Annotated in this window: 23 protein-coding genes; all 23 read left to right on the forward strand. The window is 42.6% G+C overall.

Annotated elements, in window-relative coordinates:
• Positions 1-102 precede the first annotated feature (102 nt).
• The 23 genes from ACYQ3Q_RS13010 (at position 103) to ACYQ3Q_RS13120 (ending at position 25678) form a co-directional block, all read left to right on the forward strand.
• On the forward strand, positions 103-588 hold the full coding sequence (locus ACYQ3Q_RS13010; protein ID WP_459928962.1) for a class I SAM-dependent DNA methyltransferase: 486 nt from the start codon (positions 103-105) through the stop codon (positions 586-588).
• Between the two features lie 571 nt (positions 589-1159).
• Positions 1160-2323, forward strand: coding sequence for an ABC transporter substrate-binding protein (locus ACYQ3Q_RS13015; protein ID WP_459928963.1), 1164 nt, complete (start codon positions 1160-1162; stop codon positions 2321-2323).
• Between the two features lie 19 nt (positions 2324-2342).
• Positions 2343-3209: a branched-chain amino acid ABC transporter permease gene (locus ACYQ3Q_RS13020; RefSeq protein ID WP_459928964.1), complete on the forward strand. Its 867-nt coding sequence runs from the start codon at positions 2343-2345 to the stop codon at positions 3207-3209.
• Positions 3210-3225: 16 nt separating this feature from the next.
• The gene (locus ACYQ3Q_RS13025; protein WP_459928965.1) at positions 3226-4218 is read left to right on the forward strand and encodes a branched-chain amino acid ABC transporter permease; all 993 of its coding nucleotides are present in this window, start codon (positions 3226-3228) and stop codon (positions 4216-4218) included.
• 4 nt (positions 4219-4222) lie between these two features.
• Positions 4223-4993: an ABC transporter ATP-binding protein gene (locus tag ACYQ3Q_RS13030; RefSeq protein WP_459928966.1), complete on the forward strand. Its 771-nt coding sequence runs from the start codon at positions 4223-4225 to the stop codon at positions 4991-4993.
• Position 4994: 1 nt separating this feature from the next.
• Positions 4995-5717, forward strand: a complete 723-nt coding sequence (locus tag ACYQ3Q_RS13035) for an ABC transporter ATP-binding protein (protein WP_459928967.1) — start codon at positions 4995-4997, stop codon at positions 5715-5717.
• A 272-nt stretch (positions 5718-5989) separates the two neighbouring features.
• Positions 5990-7423, forward strand: a complete 1434-nt coding sequence (locus ACYQ3Q_RS13040; protein ID WP_459928968.1) for a UbiD family decarboxylase — start codon at positions 5990-5992, stop codon at positions 7421-7423.
• A 166-nt stretch (positions 7424-7589) separates the two neighbouring features.
• Positions 7590-9194, forward strand: coding sequence for a UbiD family decarboxylase (locus tag ACYQ3Q_RS13045; protein ID WP_459928969.1), 1605 nt, complete (start codon positions 7590-7592; stop codon positions 9192-9194).
• A gap of 292 nt (positions 9195-9486) precedes the next feature.
• Complete coding sequence (locus ACYQ3Q_RS13050) at positions 9487-10563, forward strand: Bug family tripartite tricarboxylate transporter substrate binding protein (RefSeq protein ID WP_459928970.1); 1077 nt, start codon at positions 9487-9489, stop codon at positions 10561-10563.
• A 227-nt stretch (positions 10564-10790) separates the two neighbouring features.
• On the forward strand, positions 10791-12293 hold the full coding sequence (locus tag ACYQ3Q_RS13055; RefSeq protein ID WP_459928971.1) for a tripartite tricarboxylate transporter permease: 1503 nt from the start codon (positions 10791-10793) through the stop codon (positions 12291-12293).
• Positions 12277-12765, forward strand: a complete 489-nt coding sequence (locus ACYQ3Q_RS13060) for a tripartite tricarboxylate transporter TctB family protein (RefSeq protein ID WP_459928972.1) — start codon at positions 12277-12279, stop codon at positions 12763-12765. The genes ACYQ3Q_RS13055 and ACYQ3Q_RS13060 overlap by 17 nt, the downstream gene beginning before the upstream one ends.
• A 267-nt stretch (positions 12766-13032) precedes the next feature.
• Positions 13033-15288: a xanthine dehydrogenase family protein molybdopterin-binding subunit gene (locus tag ACYQ3Q_RS13065; protein ID WP_459928973.1), complete on the forward strand. Its 2256-nt coding sequence runs from the start codon at positions 13033-13035 to the stop codon at positions 15286-15288.
• Positions 15278-16150, forward strand: a complete 873-nt coding sequence (locus ACYQ3Q_RS13070; RefSeq protein WP_459928974.1) for an FAD binding domain-containing protein — start codon at positions 15278-15280, stop codon at positions 16148-16150. The genes ACYQ3Q_RS13065 and ACYQ3Q_RS13070 overlap by 11 nt, the downstream gene beginning before the upstream one ends.
• Complete coding sequence (locus tag ACYQ3Q_RS13075) at positions 16143-16613, forward strand: (2Fe-2S)-binding protein (RefSeq protein WP_459928975.1); 471 nt, start codon at positions 16143-16145, stop codon at positions 16611-16613. The genes ACYQ3Q_RS13070 and ACYQ3Q_RS13075 overlap by 8 nt, the downstream gene beginning before the upstream one ends.
• Positions 16614-16660: 47 nt before the next feature.
• Positions 16661-18409: a thiamine pyrophosphate-binding protein gene (locus ACYQ3Q_RS13080; RefSeq protein WP_459928976.1), complete on the forward strand. Its 1749-nt coding sequence runs from the start codon at positions 16661-16663 to the stop codon at positions 18407-18409.
• 26 nt (positions 18410-18435) lie between these two features.
• Positions 18436-18588: a hypothetical protein gene (locus ACYQ3Q_RS13085; protein WP_459928977.1), complete on the forward strand. Its 153-nt coding sequence runs from the start codon at positions 18436-18438 to the stop codon at positions 18586-18588.
• Between the two features lie 314 nt (positions 18589-18902).
• Positions 18903-20093 (forward strand): MFS transporter, encoded by a 1191-nt coding sequence (locus ACYQ3Q_RS13090; RefSeq protein ID WP_459928978.1) that lies wholly within the window; start codon positions 18903-18905, stop codon positions 20091-20093.
• Positions 20094-20144: 51 nt separating this feature from the next.
• Positions 20145-20711 (forward strand): cupin domain-containing protein, encoded by a 567-nt coding sequence (locus tag ACYQ3Q_RS13095; protein ID WP_459928979.1) that lies wholly within the window; start codon positions 20145-20147, stop codon positions 20709-20711.
• A 20-nt stretch (positions 20712-20731) separates the two neighbouring features.
• The gene (locus ACYQ3Q_RS13100) at positions 20732-21256 is read left to right on the forward strand and encodes a cupin domain-containing protein (RefSeq protein WP_459928980.1); all 525 of its coding nucleotides are present in this window, start codon (positions 20732-20734) and stop codon (positions 21254-21256) included.
• A gap of 34 nt (positions 21257-21290) precedes the next feature.
• Complete coding sequence (locus tag ACYQ3Q_RS13105; RefSeq protein ID WP_459928981.1) at positions 21291-22898, forward strand: UbiD family decarboxylase; 1608 nt, start codon at positions 21291-21293, stop codon at positions 22896-22898.
• A 92-nt stretch (positions 22899-22990) separates the two neighbouring features.
• Positions 22991-23530, forward strand: coding sequence for a cupin domain-containing protein (locus tag ACYQ3Q_RS13110; protein WP_459928982.1), 540 nt, complete (start codon positions 22991-22993; stop codon positions 23528-23530).
• Positions 23531-23552: 22 nt separating this feature from the next.
• Complete coding sequence (locus tag ACYQ3Q_RS13115; RefSeq protein WP_459928983.1) at positions 23553-24158, forward strand: cupin domain-containing protein; 606 nt, start codon at positions 23553-23555, stop codon at positions 24156-24158.
• Positions 24159-24418: 260 nt separating this feature from the next.
• Positions 24419-25678 (forward strand): MFS transporter, encoded by a 1260-nt coding sequence (locus ACYQ3Q_RS13120; RefSeq protein ID WP_459928984.1) that lies wholly within the window; start codon positions 24419-24421, stop codon positions 25676-25678.
• Positions 25679-25850 lie beyond the last annotated feature (172 nt).

A 25850-nucleotide genomic window follows, 5' to 3' on the forward strand; every position in this document is an offset into this window, starting at 1 on the left:
AGTGTACGAAAGAAGTGGATCAATACCCGGTATCGGATAATTTCCGGTACCGGGTATTGTATATCAGGCTTCATCATCTAATTGGCGGGAGAGTGATGGTAAATGGGTGACTTTGATCAGATGGCACTAACTTGGGATGATGACCCTAAGAAAGTCGAAAGAGCGAAAATAGTTGCGGCCGAAATCAAAAGACATTTAGTATTGTCTAAAGAAATGACTGGTTTTGAGTACGGCTGTGGGACCGGATTATTAAGTTTTAACCTCCAACCACATCTTAAAAAGATTACGCTTGCAGATAAATCTCAAGGTATGCTATCCGTTCTTAAAGAGAAAATTAGACAAAACGACCTAATAAATATGTTCCCTATGAACATTGATTTATTAGAAGATGCGTTACCAAATGAGAAGTATGATTTGATTTATACCTTAATGACTTTACACCATGTTTTAGAGACTGAAAAGATCTTAAAACGATTTCATTTAATCATGGAAACCGGGGGATATCTATGTATCGTTGATTTAGAGGAAGAGGATGGGACGTATCCCCTGGACAATTATATTCATCAATTTCGAGACACCCACTTGTAAGTGGGTGTTCCTTATTCTGCTTCGGTGGACGTAGACTCCTCTTTCGCCGCGAAGTGTTCCTTTAGGGATGGAGCGGGCATTGACGAAACCATCCAACGAAGCTTTCGTCACCGAAGTCGCGATGTTCAGCTTTAGCTGAGCGAGTTCACTCCCGAACATAAAAGGAAAACTATTATCACGTTCTATTTATGAAAATCTTCGTTCCATTAATAGAATAATTATTGGAGCAAAATTTGCTACAAGCCTGACAACTATAAACTGACTACCATTCAGGGTACAATTTACAACATCTCGCCTTGAGAAAGAGGTTGTTCGAGTTGAAAAGATTTACTGTGGTATAAAATTTGCATTTATAAGAATATTTAGAAAATAATTGACTTCCTATTTAGTTATTGAAAGGATGATGTACAAAACAAATAATAAATGTAAAAACATGCTATCACTTGCTTGGTGGTCATGGGCTTATACTTTACCAAAACATTCTTGAAAGTTGAAATCGTATTCCTGTCGAAAACCTAGAGTTATAGAGCGGTATTTGATTTAGAAAGTAGTAAAAAGGAGGAATTTTAAAGTGAAGAAGTTATTTCCAACCATATTTATTATGACTATACTTCTTCTTTCAGGCTGTGGTCTTAGTCAAACGGTGACAAATCAAGGGACTCCAGCTAATAAAGACCCTTACCGTATAGGTGTTTTAACAGCCCAAACAGGAGCTGCCAGTTGGCTTGGAGATGGTGAGCTAAAAGCAGCTAATATGGTTGCCGATCAAGTCAATGCTCAAGGGGGGATCGATGGGCATCCAATCAAAATCATAGCCTATGACACGGCGAGTGGTCCTGAGCAAGCAGTTAAGGGCGCGGGTAAGCTAATTGGTGAGGGTGTTATAGCTATTCTCGGCCCTTCCGTAGTGGCTGAAAGTAAGGCCCTTGCTCCGCTGGTCAAGGATCAGGGACCTTTAGTGTATTCACTTTCCGGCGGATACCGTCCTGAAAACCGATGGATGTTTGCAGCGAGCGCTCAGACTGAAGTAATGCAACAGACCGTCACAGACTATTTTAAAACCAAAGGAATAACAAAGGTCGCTTTGTTGGCAGCTACCGATTCTACTGGACAGGAAGCGGTTGACTCGTTAAAAGATCTATTAGCTAAAGATACTAGTATGACTATGGTTGCCCTGGAACGGGTTAATCCTACAGACGTCGATGTTACTGTACAGCTCAATAGTATTAAAGCTAAGCAACCTCAGGCCCTTATTGCCTGGATGACGGGTAAGCTGGTAAATGTCGTGACTAAGAACTTCTACCAGTCGGGGTTCAATATACCGCTTGTAGTCTCCCACGGAAACTTGTCGTATAGCTTTATCGGAGATATCAAGAGTTACGCACCGCAAACGTTATTAATGCCTGCGACCAAAGATTTTGCATGGAAGTCACTTCCTGATAACGATCCGCAAAAAAAGATCAATGAGAAATTGCATACTGATTATAGGAGTAAATACGAAAAAGAAGCTGATTTTGGTCCCGGTGTGGCATATGACGCTATGAATTTGATCATCAAAGGGTTGCGACAGGTCGGCCCTGATAAGGAGAAATTACGTACATTTATAGAGAGTACAAAGAATGAAGTGGGCGCCACAGCAATCTTTAATTTTTCAACCGAGGATCATCGGGGCACGGCCCGCAAGGATACTATTATGCTTCAAGTTAAAGATAGCCAGTTCCAGTTAGCACAATGATAAGGGAGGACAAGCTGGAATGAATATATTGTGGCAATCTTTGATTGCAGGTATTACGAGTGGAAGTATCTACGCACTGGTTGGACTAGGACTTGGGATCATTTTCAATGTTAGTAGGGTGATTAATTTAGCTCAAGGGGAATTCTTAACTTGGGGAGCTTTACTCATGATCAGTTTCAGTGCGTGGCATATACCTTTGGGTTTAGCAATCCTTTTAGCAGTGGTTGTTACTGCCCTTATGGGAGTGTTGTTTGAACGTTTAGCTATTCGTCCGGCCTGGAAATCCTCGACTACGGTCATGCTTATTGCTACTCTGGCTGTATCTATTATTCTTAAAGGAATAGCTATGCTTATCTGGGGAAAAGACCCTCTTTCTGCTCCGTCTTTTTCCGGAGAGCTGCCAGTTCGTTTGGGCGAAACAATTATTGCAACTCAAGTATTTTGGGTCGTCGGGGTTTTGACCGTAATCACTGGTCTAAGTTGGTACTTTTTTAAGAAAACCATCGTTGGTAAAGCAATAATCGCTGTCTCGGAAAACCGGGATGCTGCAGCATTAGTTGGGATCGACATCCGGCTCGCTGTTATGGCTTCTTTTGCTCTCAGTGCAGCAGTAGGTGCTTTAGCAGGGGGATTTATTGCTCCAATAACGTTTGTTTCCTATGATAGTGGAACAATGATTGGACTTAAGGGGTTTATTGCACTCACCTTAGGTGGTATGAATAGTATTTGGGGAGGCTTAGTGGGTGGACTGATTTTAGGACTAGTCGAATCCTTGGGAGCGGGATTTATTTCAGCCCAATATAAGGATCTCTTGGCGTTCGTTTTATTAATCTTTGTTTTATATGTACGTCCAGCCGGAATTCTAGGGCATAGTGGCAGTAAATGATAAGGGAGGGAAAGCAGTGGCTGGAAAACTAAAGCAGATGTTGATATGTGGTTCAGTTTGGGGCTGGCTAGCCGTTCTTATCACAGCACTGATTCCCGTTTTTGCGTCGAAACAATTGGTTAGCCTGCTGACTTTAGCAGCTATACTAGGGATTGCCGTGTTAGGTATGGACATACTCATGGGGTTTACTGGTTTGCTCTCGCTGGGACAGGCCGGGTTTATGGCCATCGGAGCCTATACTTCGGGTATTCTTATCGTTCGATATAATGTGCCCCCAATATTTGCGTTGTTGGCTGCCCAGGCAATCACCGTTTTCTTGTCTTTATTGATTGGAAAAGCGGTACTTCGGCTAAAGGGTTACCATCTCGCCATAGCCACGTTAGCCTTTAGTGTAATAGTTGAACAAGTGCTTATTAATTCTCGGGAATTAACTGGCGGACCATCAGGCTTGGCCGGGATTCCATTTTTTTCGGTGGGAGGTACTGTAATTCCATCAGGTTTGCCATTGTATTTTTTGGTTATGGTTATCCTATTCATCTTAGTTATCTTGCTCAAAAACCTTACTTCTGTCAGGGTCGGACGAGCTTGGCTGGCAATTTCCGGGGATGAGCTTGCGGGGTCAATGCTAGGAGTTAACACGAGCCATTACAAATTATTGGCTTTTGTTATTGCAGCCTGTTTGGCAGGCTTGAGTGGGAGCCTTTATGTGCATTATATGCGTTTTATTTCTCCAGACATGGTAGGCATGCAGGCATCTATCAACATTACAGTGATGACCGCGTTGGGAGGAGCGGGTACCTTGTGGGGCCCACTATTAGGGGTAGGCTTAATGACATTCCTACCGGACCTTCTTTCTTTTACTCAAAAATATCAACTTATTATCAACGGGTTAGTCTTATTTGTGACAATTGTGTTTTTTCCTAAAGGAATATCTGGCTTACTGAAGTTATTGCATAGCGGGTTGGTCCGAATTATCCTCCGTCCTGGCATCTTAAAAGAAGGGGAGTAGGCAGATGGACCAAGTTATTTTGTCGATCGAGTCTGTCAGTAAACGGTTTGGAGGTTTAGCAGCCATAGAAAAAGTAAGTTTTAAGGTCAAGAAGGGGCAGATAAAAGCACTTGTTGGTCCAAACGGTGCAGGAAAGACGACATTATTTAACCTTATCACCGGTACCTATGCTGCTAATGAAGGGAAGATAGAGTTTTTTAATAAAAGTATTATTGGTCAGCCTCCCCACCAGATCAATGAGCTGGGGATCGCCCGCACTTTTCAAATATTACGTCTCTTTGATAATTTAAGTGCCCTAGATAATGTAAAGATAGGTTGTCATCGTTGGACTAAAGTGGGACCGATTCTTGGTTGTCTGCCGGTGGCTAAAGTGCGTCGTGAAGAAAAGGCGGTTTTCGAAAAAGCAATGGCTTGCTTGGAAGAAGTGGGCTTGACTAAGGTAGCTCTTCAAGTAGCTGGTCAATTGCCGTTAGGTCAACGTAAACTTCTAGAGGTGGCAAGGGCTTTGGCAAGCCAGCCAAAGCTATTGCTCTTGGATGAACCAGCCGCAGGTCTCAACGATAGTGAAACAAATGAATTTTTGCAAAAAGTAACAAAATTGCGTTCCGATGGAATAACCGTGTTATTAATTGAACACAACATGAATCTGGTTATGCGACTTTCAGATGAAGTAGCAGTCCTAAATTACGGAAAAAAGATTGCAGAAGGCAAGCCTGAAGAAATCCAAAACAATCCGGAAGTTATTTCGGCATATTTAGGTACAAGGAGGACGTAATGTGCTTAGAACAGAGATGCTTACATCGGCCTATGGCAACGTCACGGTCCTTCGCCAAGTGTCGCTTCAAGTTAAGGAGGGCGAAATTGTTACGCTCATCGGTGCCAATGGAGCAGGAAAAAGTACTCTAATGCGAACGATCGCCGGGTTGCATGAACCACTTTCTGGGAAGGTTGTTTTTGACGGCGATGATGTCACAGGTCTTAAGGCCAATAAGATTGTAAAGAAGGGTTTAAGTCTAATCCCAGAGGGTCGGCAACTCTTTAGTGGCTTAAGCGTAAGCGACAACCTATTACTGGGCAGTCTTGGTCAACCTAACAAGCGTTCTCATCATGCGGTTCGGGATAAAATGGAAGAAGTTATGGACGTTTTTCCACGCTTGAGGGAAAGGGCTCTCCAATTGGCTGGCACACTGAGTGGTGGTGAACAACAAATGTTGGCAATTGGCCGAGGTCTAATGGCTAATCCAAGATTCATAATGCTCGACGAACCGTCTTTAGGCTTAGCGCCAATGGTTGTTGAGGAGATCTTTGCTTTGTTGCATAGGTTTAATGCATTGGGTGTTTCGATTTTGCTGGTTGAGCAAAATGCTTATGCAGCTCTTGGTATTTCACATCGGGGGTATGTATTGGAAAATGGCAGTGTGGTACAAGAAGGCTCTGCTACACAATTGCTTAAGGATGATCAGATTAGGTTTCATTATTTAGGCGGAAAGTCCGGGTAGATTGACGAAGCCAACAGGCGTCTTCCGTGAGGAGGGCGCCAGTTGGGTTTGAAATGCTTATCTTAGGATAATTTCCTGTTTTGATAAAATCCAATTATATGAGCAAGATTAATAATTGTTTGAAAATTCAAGCGAGATATAATTATAAAAAGTTGTAATATTAATTCTTCATTTTCTTCGAATGATAGATAAAAAAGGTAGGTGATATGATCCAAATATTTTACTAATAATTTAGATCGTTGTTGTACTGTTCATAGAGAAGGAGGCAAAACATGGCTTACACGGATTTGCGTGAATGGTTGAAGCAGGTTGAAGAAAAAGGAGAGTTAAAAAAGATTGATGGTGCACATTGGGATTTAGAGATGGGTGCTATAACAGAAATTATTTATAAAGAGGGGACACAAGCCGTACCCCCAGCAGTGTTGTTTGATAACGTACCAGGTTATTCAGAAGGCTTCCGGACACTATTTGGCTTGACCACTTCTCCAAATAGGATGGCCGTAACCTTAGGATTAGCTTCAGTCAAAAACGACTTGGATGTAGTAAGAACGTACAGGGACAAACTCAAGGATTTTAAGCCTATTCCCCCGCGTGTGGTTAAATACGGCCCTATCTTGGAAAACATTGATCGTGGTGAAGATGTCAATCTACTTAAGTTTCCGGTACCTATGATGCATGAACTCGATGGTGGCAGGTATATTGGTACAGCCTCCTTAGTTACCACGAAAGATCCAGATGAAGGTTGGGTCAACTTTGGGGCTTATCGTGGGATGGTTCATGACGAAAAATCAATGTTCTTTTTTGTCTCACCAGGAAAACACGGTAACCTGCACAGGCAAAAATACTTTGATCGAGGAGAACCCTGTCCAGTGGTTGTTGTCGTTGGTTCGGATCCGTTATTATTTCTCGCTTCCGGTAATGAAATTCCCTATGGCTTGTCAGAATATGAATATGCAGGCGGCTTTAAAGGGGGGCCAATAGATGTAGTTCTGGGAGAGTACACAGGTCTTCCGATTCCAGCTAATGCTGAAATCGCAATCGAAGGAGAAGTCATCTTCGGGGATGTCGCGGAGGAAGGACCCTTCGGCGAATGGACAGGATATTATGCCAGTGCAGGCCGTCCGGAACATCTAATCAGGGTGAAGAACGTTTACTACAGAAATAATCCAATTTTATGTTGTGCTCGCCCGGGTAGGCCACCTTCGGACTACTCATACAGTAAGTGTGTAGTCAAGTCCGCTTTGATCTGGGACGAATTAGAGAAAATTGGAGTCCCAAATGTGCATGGAGTTTGGTGTCATGAGGCCGGTGGAGGCCGGATGTTTAATATTGTATCGATTAAACAGGCTTACCCTGGCCATTCCAGACAGGCTGGCTTGGTAGCTGCGGGAAGCCACGCAGGAAACTATCTGGGTAGGTATGTAGTGGTTGTAGACGAAGATATTGACCCTTCAAATACGTTCGATGTTTTGTGGGCAATCGCTTCAAGATCAGAACCCACTGAATCAATCGAAATTATACGCAAGTGCTGGAGCGGTCCGCTGGATCCTCGCATGCCAGTAGGACAAAAGGGCTTTAACTCAAGGGCCATTATTGATGCTTGCCGTCCCTACGACTGGAAAGATCAATTTCCACCTGTTGTGGAGTCTAGCCCAGAACTAAGGGAAAAGACGCTAGCTAAGTGGGGAGATTTTCTACTAAAGTAGAAACTGGAGAAATCCTGAGTCTTGTTTTGCTTGGCTTCTAGAATATGAGTTTCGTGTTATTTCGTTATGAGAAAAGAGACCCGAAAGTAAGTTTGAATCAAGCTCAAAGGGTACTTAAAAGCAAAAAGCATATTTTTAAGAATTTTAAGAAAGGCGGACAGAAAAGATGCGCAAATACCGCAACTTATCAGAACACCTCCTTCATCTAGAGGAAAAAGGGCTATTGATTCGTGTCATAAAGGAGATAGTTAAAGAAACTGAGTTGCATCCATTAGTGCGTTGGCAATACCGTGGTGGAATTCCTGAGAAAGAGAGGAAAGCGTTTCTCTTCGAGAATGTTATAGACGTAAAAGGGAAAAAGTATACAATTCCAGTAGCGGTAGCTGCCTTAGCTGGGAATAGAGAAATCTATGCTGCCGGCATGGATTGCAACCCTGAGGAAATTGGTACTGTCTGGAAGCAGGCAATGAGTTCACCGATCTCTCCGGTAAAGGTAGAAACCGGTCCAGTACAAGATGTTGTTTATCTGGGTGATGACCTAACCAAAGAAGGAGGTGGCTTTGACTTATTTCCAGTTCCTATCTCAACGCCAGGCTTTGATAATGCCCCTTACACCACCTGTACTCATTGGGTAACCAAAGATCCTGATACGGGTATTCATAATATGGGTAATTATCGTGGACATATCAAAGGGCGCAATAAAATTGGAGTTTTCCCCTGTGGTTTAGGCCAAGATATCTTTGTTCATTGGGAAATGTGCAAAAAAAGAGGAATTCCATTACAAGCAGCCTTAATCGTAGGTGCTCCACCCGTAGTTTCCTATGCAGCGGTACAAAAGATTCCATACGGTATGGAAGAAGTATCAGTTGCAGGAGGATTAGCAGGAGAAGCGATAGAGATTGTCAAATGCAAAACAGTAGACCTCTACGTTCCAGCTGAAGCTGAGATCGTTTTCGAAGGGATCATTAGGACAGATGTGATGGAGCCGGAGGGTCCTTTTGGGGAATCGCACGGTTATATGCACCCCCGTCAGTTAAATCCTTTTATGGAAATTACTTGCATCACACACCGAAAGAATCCTACCTGGGTATCCTTTATCAGCCAGGTTACCCCAAGTGAGAGCAGTATGATTAAAAAGGTCGGATATGAGCCTCTGTTCCTTGATTATCTTAGAAATACGCTTAGCATAAAGAGTGTGGTACGCGTGTCAATGCATGAGCCGTTAACTAACTTACGTAAAGTTATCATAATACAAATGAAGAAACCTAAAGAAGTGGATGTCTGGCGTGCTTTGCATGCCTCCGCAGTATTCAATCAGGGTGTAGGTAAGATTTGTATAGCTGTAGATGAGGACATTGATCCGGAAAACATGGATTCCGTGATGTGGGCGATGAGTTACCGGATGAAGCCTCATGAGGATATCGATATCATCAAAGGTATGGTCAAAGGACATGCGCCCCCGTTCAGTGGAGCGAGTGACAGTAAGGATGTAGCGAATCATGCTGATCCTGCCAATGAGTCTGCTTTATTAATTAATGCAATTTTAAAAGAACCCTTCCCACCAGTATCTCTACCAAAGCAAGAATATATGGAACGTGCCAAGGAAATCTGGGAGGAACTGGGATTTCCGACGATAAAGCCAGAAGCGCCGTGGTTTGGCTATTCCTTAGGACAGTGGGACGAAGAACTAGAAGAGGAAGCAAATCTGGCCGTCCAGGGCAACCACTATAAAACTGGGGAAAAACTGGTTGGACTTCAGGTAAAGGTTTGATATCTGTTCGAACACAATTCATATAAATGAAATATAAATTATCATGAAACTCGGCATCGAATAATTTCGGTGCCGGGGCTTGATGGGTTAACGTATTCTCTTTGGACGACAGGTTGACGATTAAATTGATTAGAATGGAAAACAAAAAAAATTTATAAAATATAATCTGAAAATTTAGAATAATCTAAGAACTTAAGATATATTATCAAAAAAACTCGAAAAGGTCATTGAAAATAAGGTAACCCGAAGCTAAGACAAAAGAGAACTAAATTATAAATAGGGGGTTTGATAAATGTTTAATCTGAGAAAGCATAAATCCTTGGTTTTTATTCTGATTTGTCTCTTGATTTTAGGGCTTGAGTTGTCTGGTTGTGCCAAAACCACTACTCCAACTGCAGCGCCTGCTACTGTTGACAAAGCTGTTCCTGTAGTGGATGAGTTGGCCTTTTATAAAGGTAAGACAGTTAACTTTGTGGTCGCAACTAAAGCGGGCGGAGGGTACGATAGCTATGCTAGAATAATGGCTCCTTACGTCCAAAAATACTTGCCAGGGAGTACAGTACTTGTAAAGAATGTACCGGGTGCTGGCCATATCATCGGTGCAAATGAAATATTTAATGCCAAAGCAGATGGACTAACGTTTGGAACGTTTAATAAAGGTTTGATTATGAGCCAAATAGCCGAAATGGAAGGCATAAAGTTCGATTTAAATAAGTTTAACTGGATAGGGTGTGCGTCCACAGAATCAAGAGTCCTGATTCTGAGAATAAATTCTGCGTATAATTCTATCGAAGATTTGCGAAAGGCTACTAGTGAAATCAAATTGGCTTCAGCTGGTGTTGGAAGCGCTTCCAGTAATGATGCTTTAATGCTAAGTAACATTTTTGGTTTTAAGGTAAAGCTAATCAGTGGTTATGCTGGATCGGAAGCTGATTTGGCTATGATGCGGGGTGAAGTAGAGGGTCAAGTGGGTGCCTATGACAGCATGAAAAATTTACTTGAACAGAAACAAGCTAAACCGATTATTATTATTGGAAAAGAGAAGATTCCTGAATTAAAAGATATTCCCTATCTTAATGAAAAAGCACCAGCAAATAAAAAGGAGTTAGCAGAATTGTTGGATTCCCAAGCTTGGTTGGCTCGGCCATTAGCCGCTACGCCGGGGATCCCCGCCGCACGTGTGAAGGTGCTAGAAGATGCGATCAAGAAAGCCCTGAGCGATCCAGAATTACTGGAGAAGGCCAAAATAGCCAAACTACCGATTACGTATGTATCTGGAGAAGACGTTGCTAAAACAGTTGCCGCCGCTCTCAAGCAATCACCGGAAATTGTCACTATAGTTAAGGAGGCTGTAAAAGCCTCTGAATAAAGGCTAAATCAATGCAAAAAGATACGTTAATTGTTTAAATGACAGATCGGACATGCGGTTCAATGCATGGACTGCATGTCCCTGTAAACTCCAAATAGACTAGCGATTGTGGAAGTTTTCATTGACCCAGAGGATAGAATTCCTCCTAGTAAGACCTATAGACGTTGGGTTGAGGAAAGGCAAGTGCTTGTAGAATAGTTTAAAAGCTTTATGGAAGGAGACTTGATATGTTAGAAGCAAGTTGGGAAGGGCTTTTGCAAGTCTTTATGTGGCCAAACATTGGCTTTATGTTGTTAGGTGCAACTATTGGAATGATAGTTGGTTTTATTCCCGGCCTAGGCGGAAACTTTATGTTAGCGATGATGATTCCCTTTGTATTTGGCATGAATCCCTACGCCGCTTTCGCCCTTTTGCTCGGCGGCCATGCCGTAGTTCATACAGGAGGATCGATTTCGGCAATTCTATTTAATACGCCTGGTACAGGACCGAACGCGGCCACCTGTTTCGATGGCTATCCCATAGTTCAAAGGGGTGAGACCGGGCGAGCCTTAGGAATCGCCATGGCTGCCTCGGCGTTTGGTGGTGTGTTCGGAGCAATCGTAATGATGTTTATTATTCCAGTTGTACGCCCGCTTATTATGGCTTTTGGACCGCCGGAGTTCTTTATGATGGTGATGGTTGGTGTAGCAGCTTTGGCCTTTTTGGGTGGTACATCTCCGTCTAAAGGGCTGGCGATCGGGTCTTTAGGTTTGTTAATGTCTATGGTCGGACAAGATCCTTCCACTGGCGTCGTACGCTTTGGATTTGGCAGCTTGTATTTGTGGGAAGGGATACACCAGGTCTTGGTGGTTATTGGTATTTTTGCAGTTAGTGAAATGGTGGAATTGTCTCAGAAAAAGGGATCAATCGCCGATATTAACGGTGCCAAAGTGGATGGAGGTGTCATGAAAGGGGTTAAAGATGTTCTGAAACATTGGTGGCTGAATATACGTTGCGCAGTAATCGGATCAGTCATCGGCATTGTTCCTGGCCTTGGTGGGGAGGCCGCTAGTTTTCTGGCTTATGGGCATGCGGTACAAACATCAAAAACCCCGAAAAAATTTGGTACTGGCATGATTGAAGGTCTAATTGCTCCGGAATCAGCCCACAATTCTAAAGAAGGAGGCTCTTTAATCCCAACTGTGGTTTTTGGCGTACCAGGTAGTTCGGGTATGGCGATTTTATTAGGGGCGTTTTTGATCTTAGGTTTGACTCCTGGTCCTAAAATGTTAACTGAAAATCTTCCACTGGTTTTTAATATGGCTTGGACTATTGCTTTAGCAAATATCTTCGGCGCAGGTCTAGGTTTGCTCTTGGCAAATGAGATGGCAAAGCTGACTTATCTACGTAGTTCAATTATCGTGCCACTAGTTTTGATGTTCGCAGTTCTGGGGGCCTATGGAACTAGCAATAGCATGGGGGATCTTGCGGTGGTATTTGCTTTTGGAGTGCTCGGTTATTTCCTTAAGAAATACGGGTACCCTAAAGCCCCTTTGATTATGGGTCTAGTTCTGGGTAAAATGGCCGAAGTTAATCTGAACATGTCTTGGGATCTATACGGCATCAACTTTTTATACCGCCCAATTACAATGATTTTATTAATTTGCGTCATGATAACAGTGTTCTTTCCATTATTCAAACATTATATGGCGCGAAGAAAGGAGGGTTCAACACATGAAGATGCGGATTAATGGTGCAGTGGTCTTTAATATCTTTTTGGTTTTAGTTTTTGCCGCAGTGATTATCGTTTCATTAGGCTATAGTTATAGGGCACGTTTAACTCCACTGGTTATTGGTATCCCTGGGTTACTAGTTACGGTTATTACTCTAGTTTTTGAGTTAAGAAAAAGTATGATCAAGCAAGACCCTTCAGCTGTAGACCAAAGCGCTGCGGCTACAGAGAAGTCTAAAAATAAAGAAAAGGTTCGGAAGGAAATCATTGCTTTTTCCTGGCTGACAGGTCTTTTTCTATTGATCTACGTTGTGGGCTTTATAATAGCTATCCCTATCTATTTGTTTCTATATTTAAAAATAAAATCGCAAGAAAAGTTAGTTTTTTCAGGTCTGTTTTCTTTAATTTCTTGGGGAGCTTTATATGGGTTTTTTGGTCTGATTTTGCACATCCCACTCTACCCAGGGATCATCGTAGATAAATTCTTTTAACTCACTAATGTTAATGATCAAAGTTTATTTTTATCCTTCCTATTAAATATAAGTTTTGATTAATATTATAAAACCGATCGAGTTACCAGCATCGGTATTCCCAGTGCCGGTACTTGATCGGTTAAACTACTTAAATCAAGAGAGTATTATTAATATTTTTAAGAAAGAAATCTTTTTCTACTGATCTACGGTATAGGCTCTTAGTTTTGTAAGAAGGCAAGACCGATCATAAGGAAAGGGTGGGCATATCAATAATACTACGGGTAGGTGATTAAGTTGTACTCAAATTCTATTGGCTTGTCCGTGCCACGCGAAGAGGCTTGGGGTAAGGTTACAGGGGGAGCTGTGTATACTAGTGACTTGAAACTACCAGGTTGTTTGGAAGCGAAGGTCTTACGCAGCCCCTATCCCTATGCTCGTATTGTGAAGATAGACACGAGACGTGCTAAGGAACTTCCCGGTGTCAAGGCAGTTATAACTGCGCAAGATTTGCCCAATCAACGATATGGTAACGGTATACAGGATCAGCCAGTTTTAGCTAGGGGACTTGTACGTTTCGTGGGTGAACGGGTGGCTGCCGTTGCTGCAGATGATGTTGACACGGCTATGGAAGCACTTGGACTAATTCATGTTGACTATGAAGAACTGTCAGGTTCTACCGATCCATTAGAGGCAATGCAACAGGGAGCAACACTTTTACATCCTGAACTCAATACTTATCGTAAGGATAATAAAGTTATGTTTATACCCAACGTTGTTGATTATGTTACTTTCGGTATCGGTGATTTAGAGGCTGGTTTTACCCAAGCGGAATTAATCTACGAACATACCTTCCGTACACAAGTTGTACATTCAGGCTATCTAGAACCTCATGTTTGCATGGTGGAAGTCGGAAGTGATAAAGAAGTTAAGGTGTGGAGTAATAATAAAGCTCCCTTTGAATTAAGAGGTAAGCTTGCAAAACTCTTTTCTTTACCCGTTTCTAAACTAGAGGTTATTTACGGGAATATTGGAGGAGATTTTGGTGGAAAAGGGGCCATCATGGATGAACCCATCTGCTATTATCTAGCCTTAGCCACTCGGAAACCGGTCCGGCTGACTATGACAATGGAGGAAGAGCTGTTTGCAGCCAACCCCAGACATGCCACTATAATCACGATTAAGAGCGGGATGTTAAAGAACGGGACCCTAATGGCACGACATGCCAAAGTAGTTTTTGATACGGGGGCCTATGCCGGAGCCAATAGCCACCCTATTGTCGGCGGTATACGCCGAGCATTAGGGGCGTACCGAATTCCTCATACCAAGATTGATGGTTATGCGGTCTATACAAACTCCGTACCAGCAGGGCATTGCAGGGCACCAGGGGATCCACAAGTCTTTTTTGCGGTCGAATCCCATACTGATCTGCTTGCTCATGCTATTGGCTTGGATCCTGTAGAGTTTCGCAGACGAAATGTTCTTCATCCGGGAGATATTTCTCCCTGTAACCTTAAATGGGAGGGAATCAATGCTTTACAAGTCTTAGAACTGGCTGTGAAAAAAGCAAATTGGGACAATCGTCAGAAATTACTCAATGTAGGTTACGGAATTGCTCTTACGGAACGCTCTTCAGGGTTAGGAGGATCTGCTGCAGCCGTAATGTTACATGCGGATGGTGGTGCTACAGTAGTAAGTGGTTTTACCGACCCAGGTACTGGAAGTTCAACAGTTTTGAGACAAATTGTGGCTTGTGAACTAGAAATTCCACTTGCCAAAGTCAGCATTGCCGGGGGAAGTACCGCCTTGGTCCCTTATGACAACGGTAGCGGTTCCAGCAGAGTAACCCATGTCACAGGACATGCGGTGCGTCAGGCGACTCAAGATGCTCTCAGCCAAGCCAAGCAGTTGGCAGCATCTCAGTTAGAGTCTGCGGAAGATAAGATAGTTTACAGAGATGGTTTGTTCATCGCGCCTGGCAAAGAGGGATTATCCCTCCAAGAAGTTCTAGCCAAAGCAGGAAGAGCCCAAAATGTGATCGTTGGTCGGGGAAGTTTTGTCGCTGAAAAAAGTATGGATACCTGTTTCTCGGCCCAAGTTGCAAAAGTGGAGGTTGACATGGAAACGGGTCAGGTTACTGTAGCTCGGTTGTTATCTGTAAATGATATTGGCCGGGCACTCAATCCTTTGGCTGTAAAAAGCCAAGTCGAAGGTGCCGTTGTACAAGGTTGGGGTTTTGCCTTAAATGAAGAACTTTCTTATCATAAAGGGCAGCCAAGGGGACGAGGTTTGGCCAATTATAAACTGGCTACTTGCCTAGATGCACCTCCCGTAGAAAGTTATCTATTGGAGGAGGAATTAGGACCAGGGCCTTATGGTGCCAAATCAATTGGGGAACAAGGTATTGCAGCCACAGCTCCGGCAATTGCCAATGCTATTTATGATGCAATTGGGGTTCGAATCCTTGATCTGCCTATTACTCCGGAAAAAATTCTCCAAGCCTTAGCTGTCAACAGAGAAGAAGGTGATCTGCATGAGGTTTAAATTATTGGAACCAACCTGTTTGACTGAGGCCAGAGAAATTCTTATGGAGCAAGACAATGTAGCAATTATGGCAGGTGGAACAGACCTGTTAGTTAAAATTAAAGCAGGGCTAATTAAACCTTCTATTGTGCTCTCTCTTCATAAGGTCCCTGGTTTAAGTCGATTGGAGTATTGTGAGAAACAAGGACTAAGGATCGGTCCGCTAGTCACACACGCCCAGGTTGCAAGGAATACAGAAGTTAAAGAAAGGTATTCTGCATTAGCTAAAGCTTGTAGTTTAGTCGGTTCACCCCAGATTCGCAATCTGGGTTCAGTAGTAGGAAACTTAGCTAATGCTTCTCCAGCAGCGGATACAGCTCCAGCTCTTTTAGCTTTGCGCTCAGAGCTAATTTTGTTCGGTCCTAACGGAAGGCGCTGCATAGGCTTGAATAACTTTTTCAAGGGGCCTGGGCTAACAGTTCTGGAACGTGGAGAGGTGATTGAAGAACTGATCATTCCAGAACAGGACGAAGAAACACTAAGCACTTATTGTAAAATTGGACGCCGCAAGGCGCTAGAAATAGCCATTTGTGGAGTAGCTTTGGTAGCGACACCGCGGGGGGATTACTGGCGGGATGTTTCTCTAGGTCTGGGGGCTGTGGGACCAACCCCAATCTTAGCAATTAAAGCAAGTGCCCTTTTGGAGAGTCAGCCTTGGACAGAGTCCTTAATCAATGAGAGTGCTAGAATAGCAGCATCCCAATGTCTTCCAATAGATGACCTAAGAGCATCCGCTGATTATCGTCGCGCTATGATAAAAGTTCTCGTGCAGCGCAATATTCGGGAGCTAATCTTAAGAAGGGAGAAGAGAGTCAATGCTTAGACAGATAACGCTTATTGTAAATAGTCATCAACATCATATTTTTACCAATGACTGCCGGACACTTTTAGATGTCTTAAGGGAGGATTTGAATTTAACGGGTACAAAAAAGGGATGTGATGAAGGAGATTGTGGGGTTTGCACTGTCCTAGTCGACGGTGAGCCCATCAACTCTTGCTTATTCTTGGCAGTAAAGGCAGAGGGGCATGAAGTAACAACCATAGAGGGTTTAGAACAAGACGGTGTGCTCCACCCTATCCAAAAGGCTTTTGTCGAAGAAGGGGCAGTCCAATGCGGTTTTTGTACCCCGGGTATGGTGATGTCTACTAAAGCCTTATTAGATGTTAACACTACACCTAATGAGGAGGAAATTCGTACCGCTCTTTCGGGTAACTTGTGCCGATGCACAGGGTATGTAAGAATCGTCAAAGCGGTTCAGACAGCCAGTTGTATTAATGGCCAATAATTAAGGGATTTAGTATATCCCTACAACTTATGAGGGAGGGTTAGTAAATGAAAAAATATGGCTCTGATTTGATTGTAGAACTAATGCATACATACGATATTCCCTATGTTGCAATGAATCCGGGTGCAACCTTTAGAGGGATTCATGATTCAATTGTTAATTTTGGAGGCAAAAAGCCAGAAATTATTGAATGCCAACATGAAGAAATTGCGGTGCAGATTGCTCATGGTTATGCAAAAGCTACAGGGAAACCAATGGTAACAATTCTGCATAATGTTGTTGGACTTTTGCACAGCAATATGGCGATTTATTATGCTTACATTGACAGGGCACCTATGCTTATTTTAGGAGCTACCGGACCCATGGAAGTTGCTCGAAGGCGACCTCGCGTAGACTGGGACCATACTGCAGTGGTACAGGGGAACGCTATTAGGGATTATGTCAAATGGGATGACCAACCGTTCGGAGCTGAAGGGGTAGTACAGTCTTTTCAGAGAGGATACAGGATGGCTAGGACCGAACCACAGGGCCCGGTGTATCTTTGTTATGATGTGGCTCTTCTAGAAGATTTATTACAGAAAGAAGTGAAACTTCCGGCAAGTGATAAGGCTAAACTTTATAGTCGCATTGGACCGGAACAGCAAGAGCTGTCGAAAGCGGTTGAAATATTACTTGCGGCGGAAAATCCGGTTATTGTCGCCGACTTGGTCGGAAGACATCCAGAAAGGGTCGAAACATTGGTGGAATTAGCTGAATTTCTTGGTGCATCCGTGATTGATCTTAACGGTAAAATGAACTTCCCAAATACCCATCCATTATTTACCATGAACAAGAATCTTTTAAGAGAGGCGGACGTTGTGCTGGCTCTTGACGTAAGGGATTTACATGGGTGCTTGCAAATTACGAATGAGGACTCAAGACCCACTGGAGAACAGCATATTTCAGAAAACTGTAAAATTATAGAAATCACTGTCAACGACCTTGAGGTTAGTAGTTGGGCGCAGAACATTCAGCGCTTTCAACCGACGGACATTTCTATTCTCGCTGATACGTATCTTGCTTTACCAGAGCTACTCAACAAATGCAAAGCTAATGCATCCAAGGCTCCGGCTAAAAGTAGCGTTGCCAACAGCAAAGCACGCATTGAGCTAAAGACCGAAGTACACAAAGCAGACAGGAAATACTGGCAGGAAAAAGCCCGCGAAGATTGGGACATAATCCCGGTGTCCCCGGCCAGGTTGAGCGCTGAGGTTTGGGAGGCTATCAAGGGCAAGGACTGGGTTTTAACGGCTAATACGGTTAAGGATGCCCAATGGACTCGCCGTCTTTGGGATTTCGATGTTCCTTACCGGCATCCAGGTAAACATCTGGGAACGGCAACACAAATAGGAATGAGCCTGGGTATAGCGCTAGCTTATAAAGGAACTGGAAAACTTGTCGTGGATATTCAACCTGACGGAGATTTAATGTATGATGCGGGTGCTTTATGGGTAGCGGCTCACAGCAAAATTCCTATGTTAATCGTGATGAATAACAATCGTTGTTATTACAATAGTTACAATCACCAGTTTAAGACAGCCGGAATCAGGGGGCGTTCGCAAGAGCATGTAACACTTGGGACTGAGATAGACAATCCGGCTCCTGACTTTGCTGCTTTGGCACGTTCATTGGGTATGTATGCTGAGGGACCGGTAGAGAATGGAAATGACATAGGTGAAGCACTTCGGAGGGCCATTAAGGTAATTGAAGAGCAACAGGTACCAGCCTTGGTGGATATTGTAACCCAGTATAGGTAGGAGGAGGTGATTGGTTAGAACCGGGAGTGCACGTTAATTCAATTCAGAGGAGAGAGCTTGATGAAATTACGCTTGCTCGGTCTGAATTAATTGTTGTACGGTCCAAGGAAGAACCCACCCATTGGGTAATGGGATCACGGGTACCTGGAGAGATACGAGCAGCGAAGCATTTTAAATGAAATAGCTCGTAAGAAGACCGTTGAGTTAGGAAAGGTATTAGCTGGACATGTAACGGGCCGGAGTTCTGAGGACCTAAGGGTAGAGGTAGAGGCAAAAAAATCCAACTTAATGAGCAAGATTATTAATTGTTTTTAGAGATTACTTTACTCATAATTAAAATAGTCAGAAGTTTTTAAATAATGAAAACATATAAGGCTCAAAAAGCAGGCCTAGGCACGGCACTTCCAGGTAAATGGTTTTCAGAATCCGTTCATCCATAATCGCTGGGTAGAGGAGGGATAGTTTGCATACACCTCTAGATAGCCAAATCCCAATGATAAAGAAGCAAGGCTATTACACCTTGATTTTAGTGGCACTATCTCATTCGGTAAGCCATATGTACGCTGCTTTGATGACTATTCTCTACCCAGCGATTATGGCGGAATTTGGATTTGGCTATACTCAGCTTGGATTTATGGTTGGATTGGGAAACACCCTTCAGAGCCTAATGCAAGGGATTTATGTCTTTATAATGCGCCGTATATATAGGAAGGTAATATTGGCCTCCGGAAACTTTCTCTTAGCGTTATCTGTTGGACTTATGACGCTAACAGGTGGTTTAGTGCCCTTCTTTATTGTTCAAGTTTTAGCAAGGGTTAGTACCAGTTCTCAAGATCCTGTAGGGAATTCATTTGTTGCCGAGAGCTTTGGTAAAAAGTTAAGAGGTACGGCATTTGCTCTAAACTTTGCGGGAGGGAATGTTGGAACCCTGATTGTCCCAGCTTTAGGTACGATTGGATTAGCAACCTTTGGATGGCGAACAACACTGCTGATTTTTGCCTTGCTGGCTTTCATAGCGGGTCTTTTAATCCTGACTATACAGGAAAAACCATTGACAGAAGAAAAAAAGGCAACGGCTAGGGGAAAAATCATTTGGTCTGCCGGGAAAGAATGGCTTGAACCACTGAAGGACAAAAATATTCGCCATGTAATTTTTGGGGCTACTGCAGCGGCCGGAGGTCGAGGGATTGGGGTTGTTATGATTTATATCCCCTTATACTTCCAACAGGAATTACAGCTTAAGAGTGTTGATTATGCGACCCTATTTACGATCATGATGTTGGCAAGTGTCTTAGGCCCCTTAATTGTGGGACGAATTTCTGATAGTGTAGGTCGGAAATGGACCGCAATGGCAACTTATACCTTAACGGCTCTTGCTACAACTAGTTTATTTTTTGCTGGGAAGAATATGGTTTACCTCATGGTCGCCGTAGCCTTTCTTGGTATAGTTGCTTTTGCTCAGAGTTCCCAGATTCAGGCTTTGATAGCGGATGTTAGCTCGCGAGAAAAAAGAGACATGGCTTATAGTGTATTTTTTACGATTACATATCTCGCTGGAGGAATTTGGTCTGTAATTATAGGTTTTACGGTTGACCGATTAGGGTTTACTGGGGCCCTTGTGTTAATGTCATTATCATGTATTGCTGGGGCTATTTCCCTTATTCAAGTCCAGGTTCAGAGTTAATTTTCAGCTTAATGAGTTGAATATAATAATTAATTTTAAGGGAGTGATATTTTGACTGAAGATGGTGAAAAAGGTCACACTCATGAGGAAGAAGTGAAGTGGGAGCGGTGGCAAAAGGAACGAACTTTTGTGCGTGGTCTGAAAGGGGTTTACGGAGAAGTTTATAAGCAATTGTTGGCCAAACCACGAGTCTACAAGACCAAGGATTCCCAATGGAAAGGCGGGCCTAGTTTATTCGGTAAGAAAGTGATTAACCCCCAGGCCGTAGAAGTAACTCAAATGATCGAAGCGCATCTGGATGAATATGCTCCTGGCAGTTTCGGTCAGAAACATGGACATATGAACAGTGCAGTATTTTATATTCTTGAAGGTAAAGGCTACGATGTTCATAACACTATTCGTTATGATTGGGAAGAAGGCGACATTTGTATCGTTGAGAATTCCTGTGTTCATCGTCATTACAACGCTGATCCCGAGAAAAAGGCTCGAGTTCTGGTCTTTAAAGCCAAACCATTGTTCCTGTTTGCCCACATGATTTATCAAAAAGTTGTAGAATATCCGTCCAAAGTACCTATGCCGGGTTATGAGGATTTTCATCCTGATAATCCTAAGTATTAGTATCAAAGAGGAGGAGCAAAATGACTGAACAAGCAAAAGGCACCTATTACAAAGATTCTTTAAAGCAGTCACAAGAATTTAGGAAAGTGTATGCAGAACAGAAAACCATTGTAAAATCCCAGGATATGTTATGGGAAGATAGTCCTCAGGGTCGAATCAAGCATATGGTGAACGATACAATGGATACTAAGGAGTATTGTCTAGATATCTATCAACAAGACCTAGAGCCTTCCGGTCAATCTGGGAAACACCGTCACTTATCAGAGGAGATACTCTACGTACTTGAAGGTAACGGTTACGATTTGCATTGGGATGTTAAGTTTGACTGTGCAGATGAATATATCTGGGAATGGGAAACTGAAGCGAAAAAATGTGAGTGGGAAGCAGGAGATTTTATCTATATTCCACCCTATACCACTCATCAGCATTTTAATGCAGATTCAGCTAAGCCTGCTCGTTTCGTCTCTTGCACCAGTAGGATTGTCAAAGCTATGGGATTTGACTGGTTTGAGAAGTTAGAGAACGCCCCGGAATTTAAGGAGTGAAATTGGGGGTATCTGACGAAAGGGAGGATAACCTTTGAGCCATTACGTTGATTTACAGGAGCATCTTCTTAATCTTGAAAAAAAAGGTCTCCTTATTCGGGTTACCAAAGAGATTAACAAAAATACTGAATTGCATCCTTTAGTGCGGTGGCAATACCGGGGCGGAATTACTGAGCCTAATCGTAAAGCTTTTCTTTTTGAAAATGTTGTCGATAGTCAAGGGAAAAAATTCGCTATGCCTGTTGTAGTCGCAGCTTTAGCAGGAAATCCTGAGATTTATGCAACCGGTTTAAAATGCTTACCCGAAGAAGTTCCCGCCAAATGGCTTAATGCAATGGCCAATCGAATTAAACCGATATTGGTTGAATCTGGTCCTGTACAGGAAGTAATTCAGAGTGGTAAGGATTTGTTAGAGGAAAATGGAGGATTTGATCAGTTTCCTGTACCCATTTCCACTCCAGGATTTGACAATGCTCCCTATACGACGTGTAGTCATTGGATCACCAAAGATCCAGATACTGGGATTCCTAACTTGGGAAACTACCGTGGTCATATAAAAGCACGAGGTAAAATCGGAATGTACCCAAATGCCGGACAAAACCAAGATATTATAGTTCATCTACAGAAGTGCCGGGAGAGGGGAATTCCTTTACAAGCAGCTCTTGTCGTAGGCGCCCCGCCGGTGGTATCGTATGCTGCTGTTCAAAAGTTCCCTTACGGAATTGATGAGATGGAGGTCGCCGGGGGTTTAGCAGGCGAGGCGATTCGGGTTGTTAAATGTAAGACTGTAGATATTGAAGTACCGGCTGACGCAGAAATTGTCATCGAAGGATTGATACGTACTGATGTTCTCGAACCTGAAGGACCATTTGGTGAGTCACACGGTTATATGCATCCCCGTGAAATGAATCCGTTTATGGAAGTTACTTGTATTACACATAAGAAAAAACCGATTTGGGTTTCTTTTATTAGTCAAGTGACTCCCAGTGAAAGCAGTGTAATTAAGAAGGTCGGTTATGAACCATTATTTACGGAACATCTAAATAAACATTTAGGAATTAAAAGTGTCGTAAGGGTATCTATGCATGAACCCTTAACAAATCTGCGAAAGGTAATCATTGTTCAGATGCGTAAACCAAAAGAGGCCGAGGTTTGGCGAGCACTTTATGGTGCTACTAGTTATCGTCAAGAGTCTGGTAAGATTGTGATTGCGGTTGACGAAGATATTGACCCGGAGAATATGGACTCTGTAATGTGGGCATTAAGTTACCGTATGAAACCGCATAAAGATGTTGAAATAGTACGAAGTAAAGTAGTAGGACATGGGCCTCCGTTTACTGCTCACGGTGAAAAAGATGGGGGTATTGTGGAAGCGGATGCGGCAAATGATTCTGCCTTGTTAATCAATGCCATAATCAAAGAACCGCTACCCCCGGTATCCCTTCCTGCCCGAGAGTACATGGAACGGGCAGGGCAAATCTGGCGGGAACTTGGGCTACCTGAACTGAAGGCCCAAATTCCATGGTTTGGCTATTCATTAGGCCAGTGGGATAGTGAACTGGTAGAAGAAGCTCGACTGGCGGTTCAAGGCGAACATTACCGCACTGGAGATAAATTGGCTGGTTATCAAGTAAAAGTTTGAGTTGACAACACACGGGATATGCTTAGTATGCCTAAGCGTATCCTGTAAGTTTATTAGTATAGGCCTTAGGGTATAGGGAAGGAGATAGGAATATGGGCATAGAGTCACATTATCACAGTAAGAAGGATCGTATTTTTGTCAGAGGAATTTCTGGTGAATACAATTTGCAACAAGAGTTAGAACGATTACGCTCACAGCCGCGTGTAATGAGAGGAAATGAGATTAAATTCAACGATGGTCCTCAAGCGTTTAGTAAACACTACGTGGAACCGAAAGATGGCATCTCACAAATGTTCCATATTCATCTCGAAGAGTATGGTCCAGGGGGCAAATCTCAGAAACATGGGCATGTAAACGAAGCTGCCTTTTATATTCTTGATGGAACAGGTTACGAGATTCATGATGAAATTCGCTATGAATGGGAAGCGGGGGATGTGGCGATTGTTCATAACAACTGTGTGCATCAACACTTTAATGCAGACCCTAATAAACCCGCTCGTGCTTTAGTGATAAAGACCAAGCCTATGTATATGTTTATGAACATGCTTTTCCAAAAGACGGTTGAGCCTCGTGCAACAGAGGCTACTCTGGAAGGGGAAGGCTTCAAGGCTAGAGAAGATGACGAAAAATGAAATTTTGGGAGGAGGAAATGACATGTCATGGGATGAATCGAAAGTATGGCAACAAGGCAACGTATCGGAGAATTTTTATCAGGATCTACTGGATGATGCAACAGCTAAGCCGGTTCTAGATACAAAACGGAAGAAAATCGTAAAACCTTCTGAAATGCCGTGGGAAATGGCACGCCAAGGCCTATTAAAGCACCTTTTAAATGAACAGATGAATACTCGGATGGAGACTGTCGATGCGTATATGCAGATTATACCGCCGGGAAGCCGTTCGGGAAAACATCGTCACTTGGCAGAAGAATGTTTATATGTTTTGGAGGGAAAAGGCTACGATCTTCATCAAGATTGTGATGTGGAGATTACTGATACTTATCATTGGAAGCCGCAGAACGAGGTAAAACGGTACGAGTGGCAGGCAGGAGATGTGATTTACACTCCTCCTAATACCATTCACCAGCATTTTAATGCTGATCCAAATAAACCGGTCCGTTTAATTTCCGCAATCAACCGAATTTATAAATACTGTGGACTTAATAATCTGGAACAGTTTGAAGATGCACCGGAGTATGATCCAAATGTAGTATTAGACGCCTCCATTGTTGAAAAATATCTAACAAAGATAAGCAAGTAGATCAATAAATTCGTAGCTCTTAGATCTCCCGTAGCTAAAACTTGCGGGGGGTATTTTTTCTATATTAGACTCCCACATGTAGAAACCGCTGTACCAGCATACTGCCGATTATTTCATGTATATAATAGCCGCTACTGCTCAGCAATTGTTAGCTGTTATTCTCCTAAATGCAAGATAAGTCGGTTTGTATATTAGTTAATGGATAAAGCACCTAGATAATTAATCTAAAAATGCTTTATTCGGAAGTGGAGCGTTTTTCAATGAAACTGAAAATCGGCATTCCTATTTCTATGACTTGGTCTGCGTTTAAATTTCGAAATTATCGGTTGCTTTTTATAGGTAATGCATCTTCCCAGTTTGGCGATCACATGCAACTCGTTGCTCAAAATTGGTTAGTATGGCAAATAACTGGGTCAGTCACTGCTTTAGGCTTAGCGGCATTTGTGGGCATGGTTCCCCGCTTGCTTTTTGGATTTCTTGGTGGGCCACTCGTGGATAAGTATAACCGACGTCGATTATTAGGATTGACTCAATTTGTAGCTCTTTTTTTTGCTTTAAGTTTCAGTATAGCTGCAGTAACTGAAAATATTAATTATTTACTGGTTCTATTTTTTATTTTTTCCTTAGAAACAACTCAAATTATAAATCAGACAACTAGGCAAGCTTTGTTACAGGAATTAGTTCCACGTATAAATATTCCTAGTGCAATTTCTTTAAATGCTACTGGAAACAATCTAGCTAGAATTTTAGGACCAGCTTTAGGCGGTATTCTTATTCCAATTACTGGCGTTGCCGGGCTTATGTTTATTAATACGTTTACATTTCTAGTCATTGTAATTGCCGTTATGTTAATGAAGATATTGCCACAATCCAAAAATGACTTAAATCAAAAGTCAGCTAGTTTCAAAGAAGACTTGATCAAAGGTTACCTGTACATCTGGCATAATAATCGCTTAAGAATGTTAATTTATCTTGGTATGATCTCTTCTTTACTTATCATGCCTTTTACTAGCTTGTTGGTGGCCTATGTGGATACTATACTTCATAAAGGTCCTCAATTTTATGGACTATTAACTGCTGCCTTTGGTATTGGCGGCATTTTAGGGGCCATGAATAGCGCTGCAATACGTAGTAATGTTGGGAAAACGATCACCATTTTGCTTGCCGTTCTACAAGGTAGTACCTTCTTATTCTTAGGTTTGACGAGCTATCCCGTACTTGCTTTATTTATAATGTTATTACTGGGATTTGCGACAGTGACTTATAACAATAGTGTTGTAACAGCAATGCAACTTACAACGTCTTCAGACTATATGGGCCGGGTTATGGGTATTTATCTGATGAATAAGGCTGTTACCGCTTTAGGGGCTTTATTATTAGGATTTGCGTCTAGTCTGTTGGGAGTAAATTGGGCATTTGTCTTAAGTGGGGCGCTGTATTTGGCTTTCGGAGCTGGAGTACAATATGCCAAACGGGAGTTGGGGGCAGAAGCAATTAGTCCAGCTGTTAATAAAAAATGAGATGAGGAATTGCCTTTCACTTATGGAACGTAGTGTTCCGTTTTTGTATTTATTTCCAGAGATTTATTGAAGTATTTTCCTTTGCAAGGCGGATAGAACCCAGAATCTGTTCACTAGCTCTTTGATTTTGACTATTGAAGGGTTAAATGGGAATTTTGGCATAGAGATTGCT

This window comes from Desulfosporosinus burensis (genome assembly GCF_054657535.1).

Coding starts and splice junctions, on each gene's coding strand:
- ACYQ3Q_RS13010 (WP_459928962.1), top strand. CDS start 103: ATGGGTGACTTTGATCAGATGGCACTAACTTGGGATGATGACCCTAAG.
- ACYQ3Q_RS13020 (WP_459928964.1), top strand. CDS start 2,343: ATGAATATATTGTGGCAATCTTTGATTGCAGGTATTACGAGTGGAAGT.
- ACYQ3Q_RS13030 (WP_459928966.1), top strand. CDS start 4,223: ATGGACCAAGTTATTTTGTCGATCGAGTCTGTCAGTAAACGGTTTGGA.
- ACYQ3Q_RS13040 (WP_459928968.1), top strand. CDS start 5,990: ATGGCTTACACGGATTTGCGTGAATGGTTGAAGCAGGTTGAAGAAAAA.
- ACYQ3Q_RS13045 (WP_459928969.1), top strand. CDS start 7,590: ATGCGCAAATACCGCAACTTATCAGAACACCTCCTTCATCTAGAGGAA.
- ACYQ3Q_RS13050 (WP_459928970.1), top strand. CDS start 9,487: ATGTTTAATCTGAGAAAGCATAAATCCTTGGTTTTTATTCTGATTTGT.
- ACYQ3Q_RS13055 (WP_459928971.1), top strand. CDS start 10,791: ATGTTAGAAGCAAGTTGGGAAGGGCTTTTGCAAGTCTTTATGTGGCCA.
- ACYQ3Q_RS13060 (WP_459928972.1), top strand. CDS start 12,277: ATGAAGATGCGGATTAATGGTGCAGTGGTCTTTAATATCTTTTTGGTT.
- ACYQ3Q_RS13070 (WP_459928974.1), top strand. CDS start 15,278: ATGAGGTTTAAATTATTGGAACCAACCTGTTTGACTGAGGCCAGAGAA.
- ACYQ3Q_RS13075 (WP_459928975.1), top strand. CDS start 16,143: ATGCTTAGACAGATAACGCTTATTGTAAATAGTCATCAACATCATATT.
- ACYQ3Q_RS13080 (WP_459928976.1), top strand. CDS start 16,661: ATGAAAAAATATGGCTCTGATTTGATTGTAGAACTAATGCATACATAC.
- ACYQ3Q_RS13090 (WP_459928978.1), top strand. CDS start 18,903: ATGATAAAGAAGCAAGGCTATTACACCTTGATTTTAGTGGCACTATCT.
- ACYQ3Q_RS13100 (WP_459928980.1), top strand. CDS start 20,732: ATGACTGAACAAGCAAAAGGCACCTATTACAAAGATTCTTTAAAGCAG.
- ACYQ3Q_RS13110 (WP_459928982.1), top strand. CDS start 22,991: ATGGGCATAGAGTCACATTATCACAGTAAGAAGGATCGTATTTTTGTC.
- ACYQ3Q_RS13115 (WP_459928983.1), top strand. CDS start 23,553: ATGTCATGGGATGAATCGAAAGTATGGCAACAAGGCAACGTATCGGAG.
- ACYQ3Q_RS13120 (WP_459928984.1), top strand. CDS start 24,419: ATGAAACTGAAAATCGGCATTCCTATTTCTATGACTTGGTCTGCGTTT.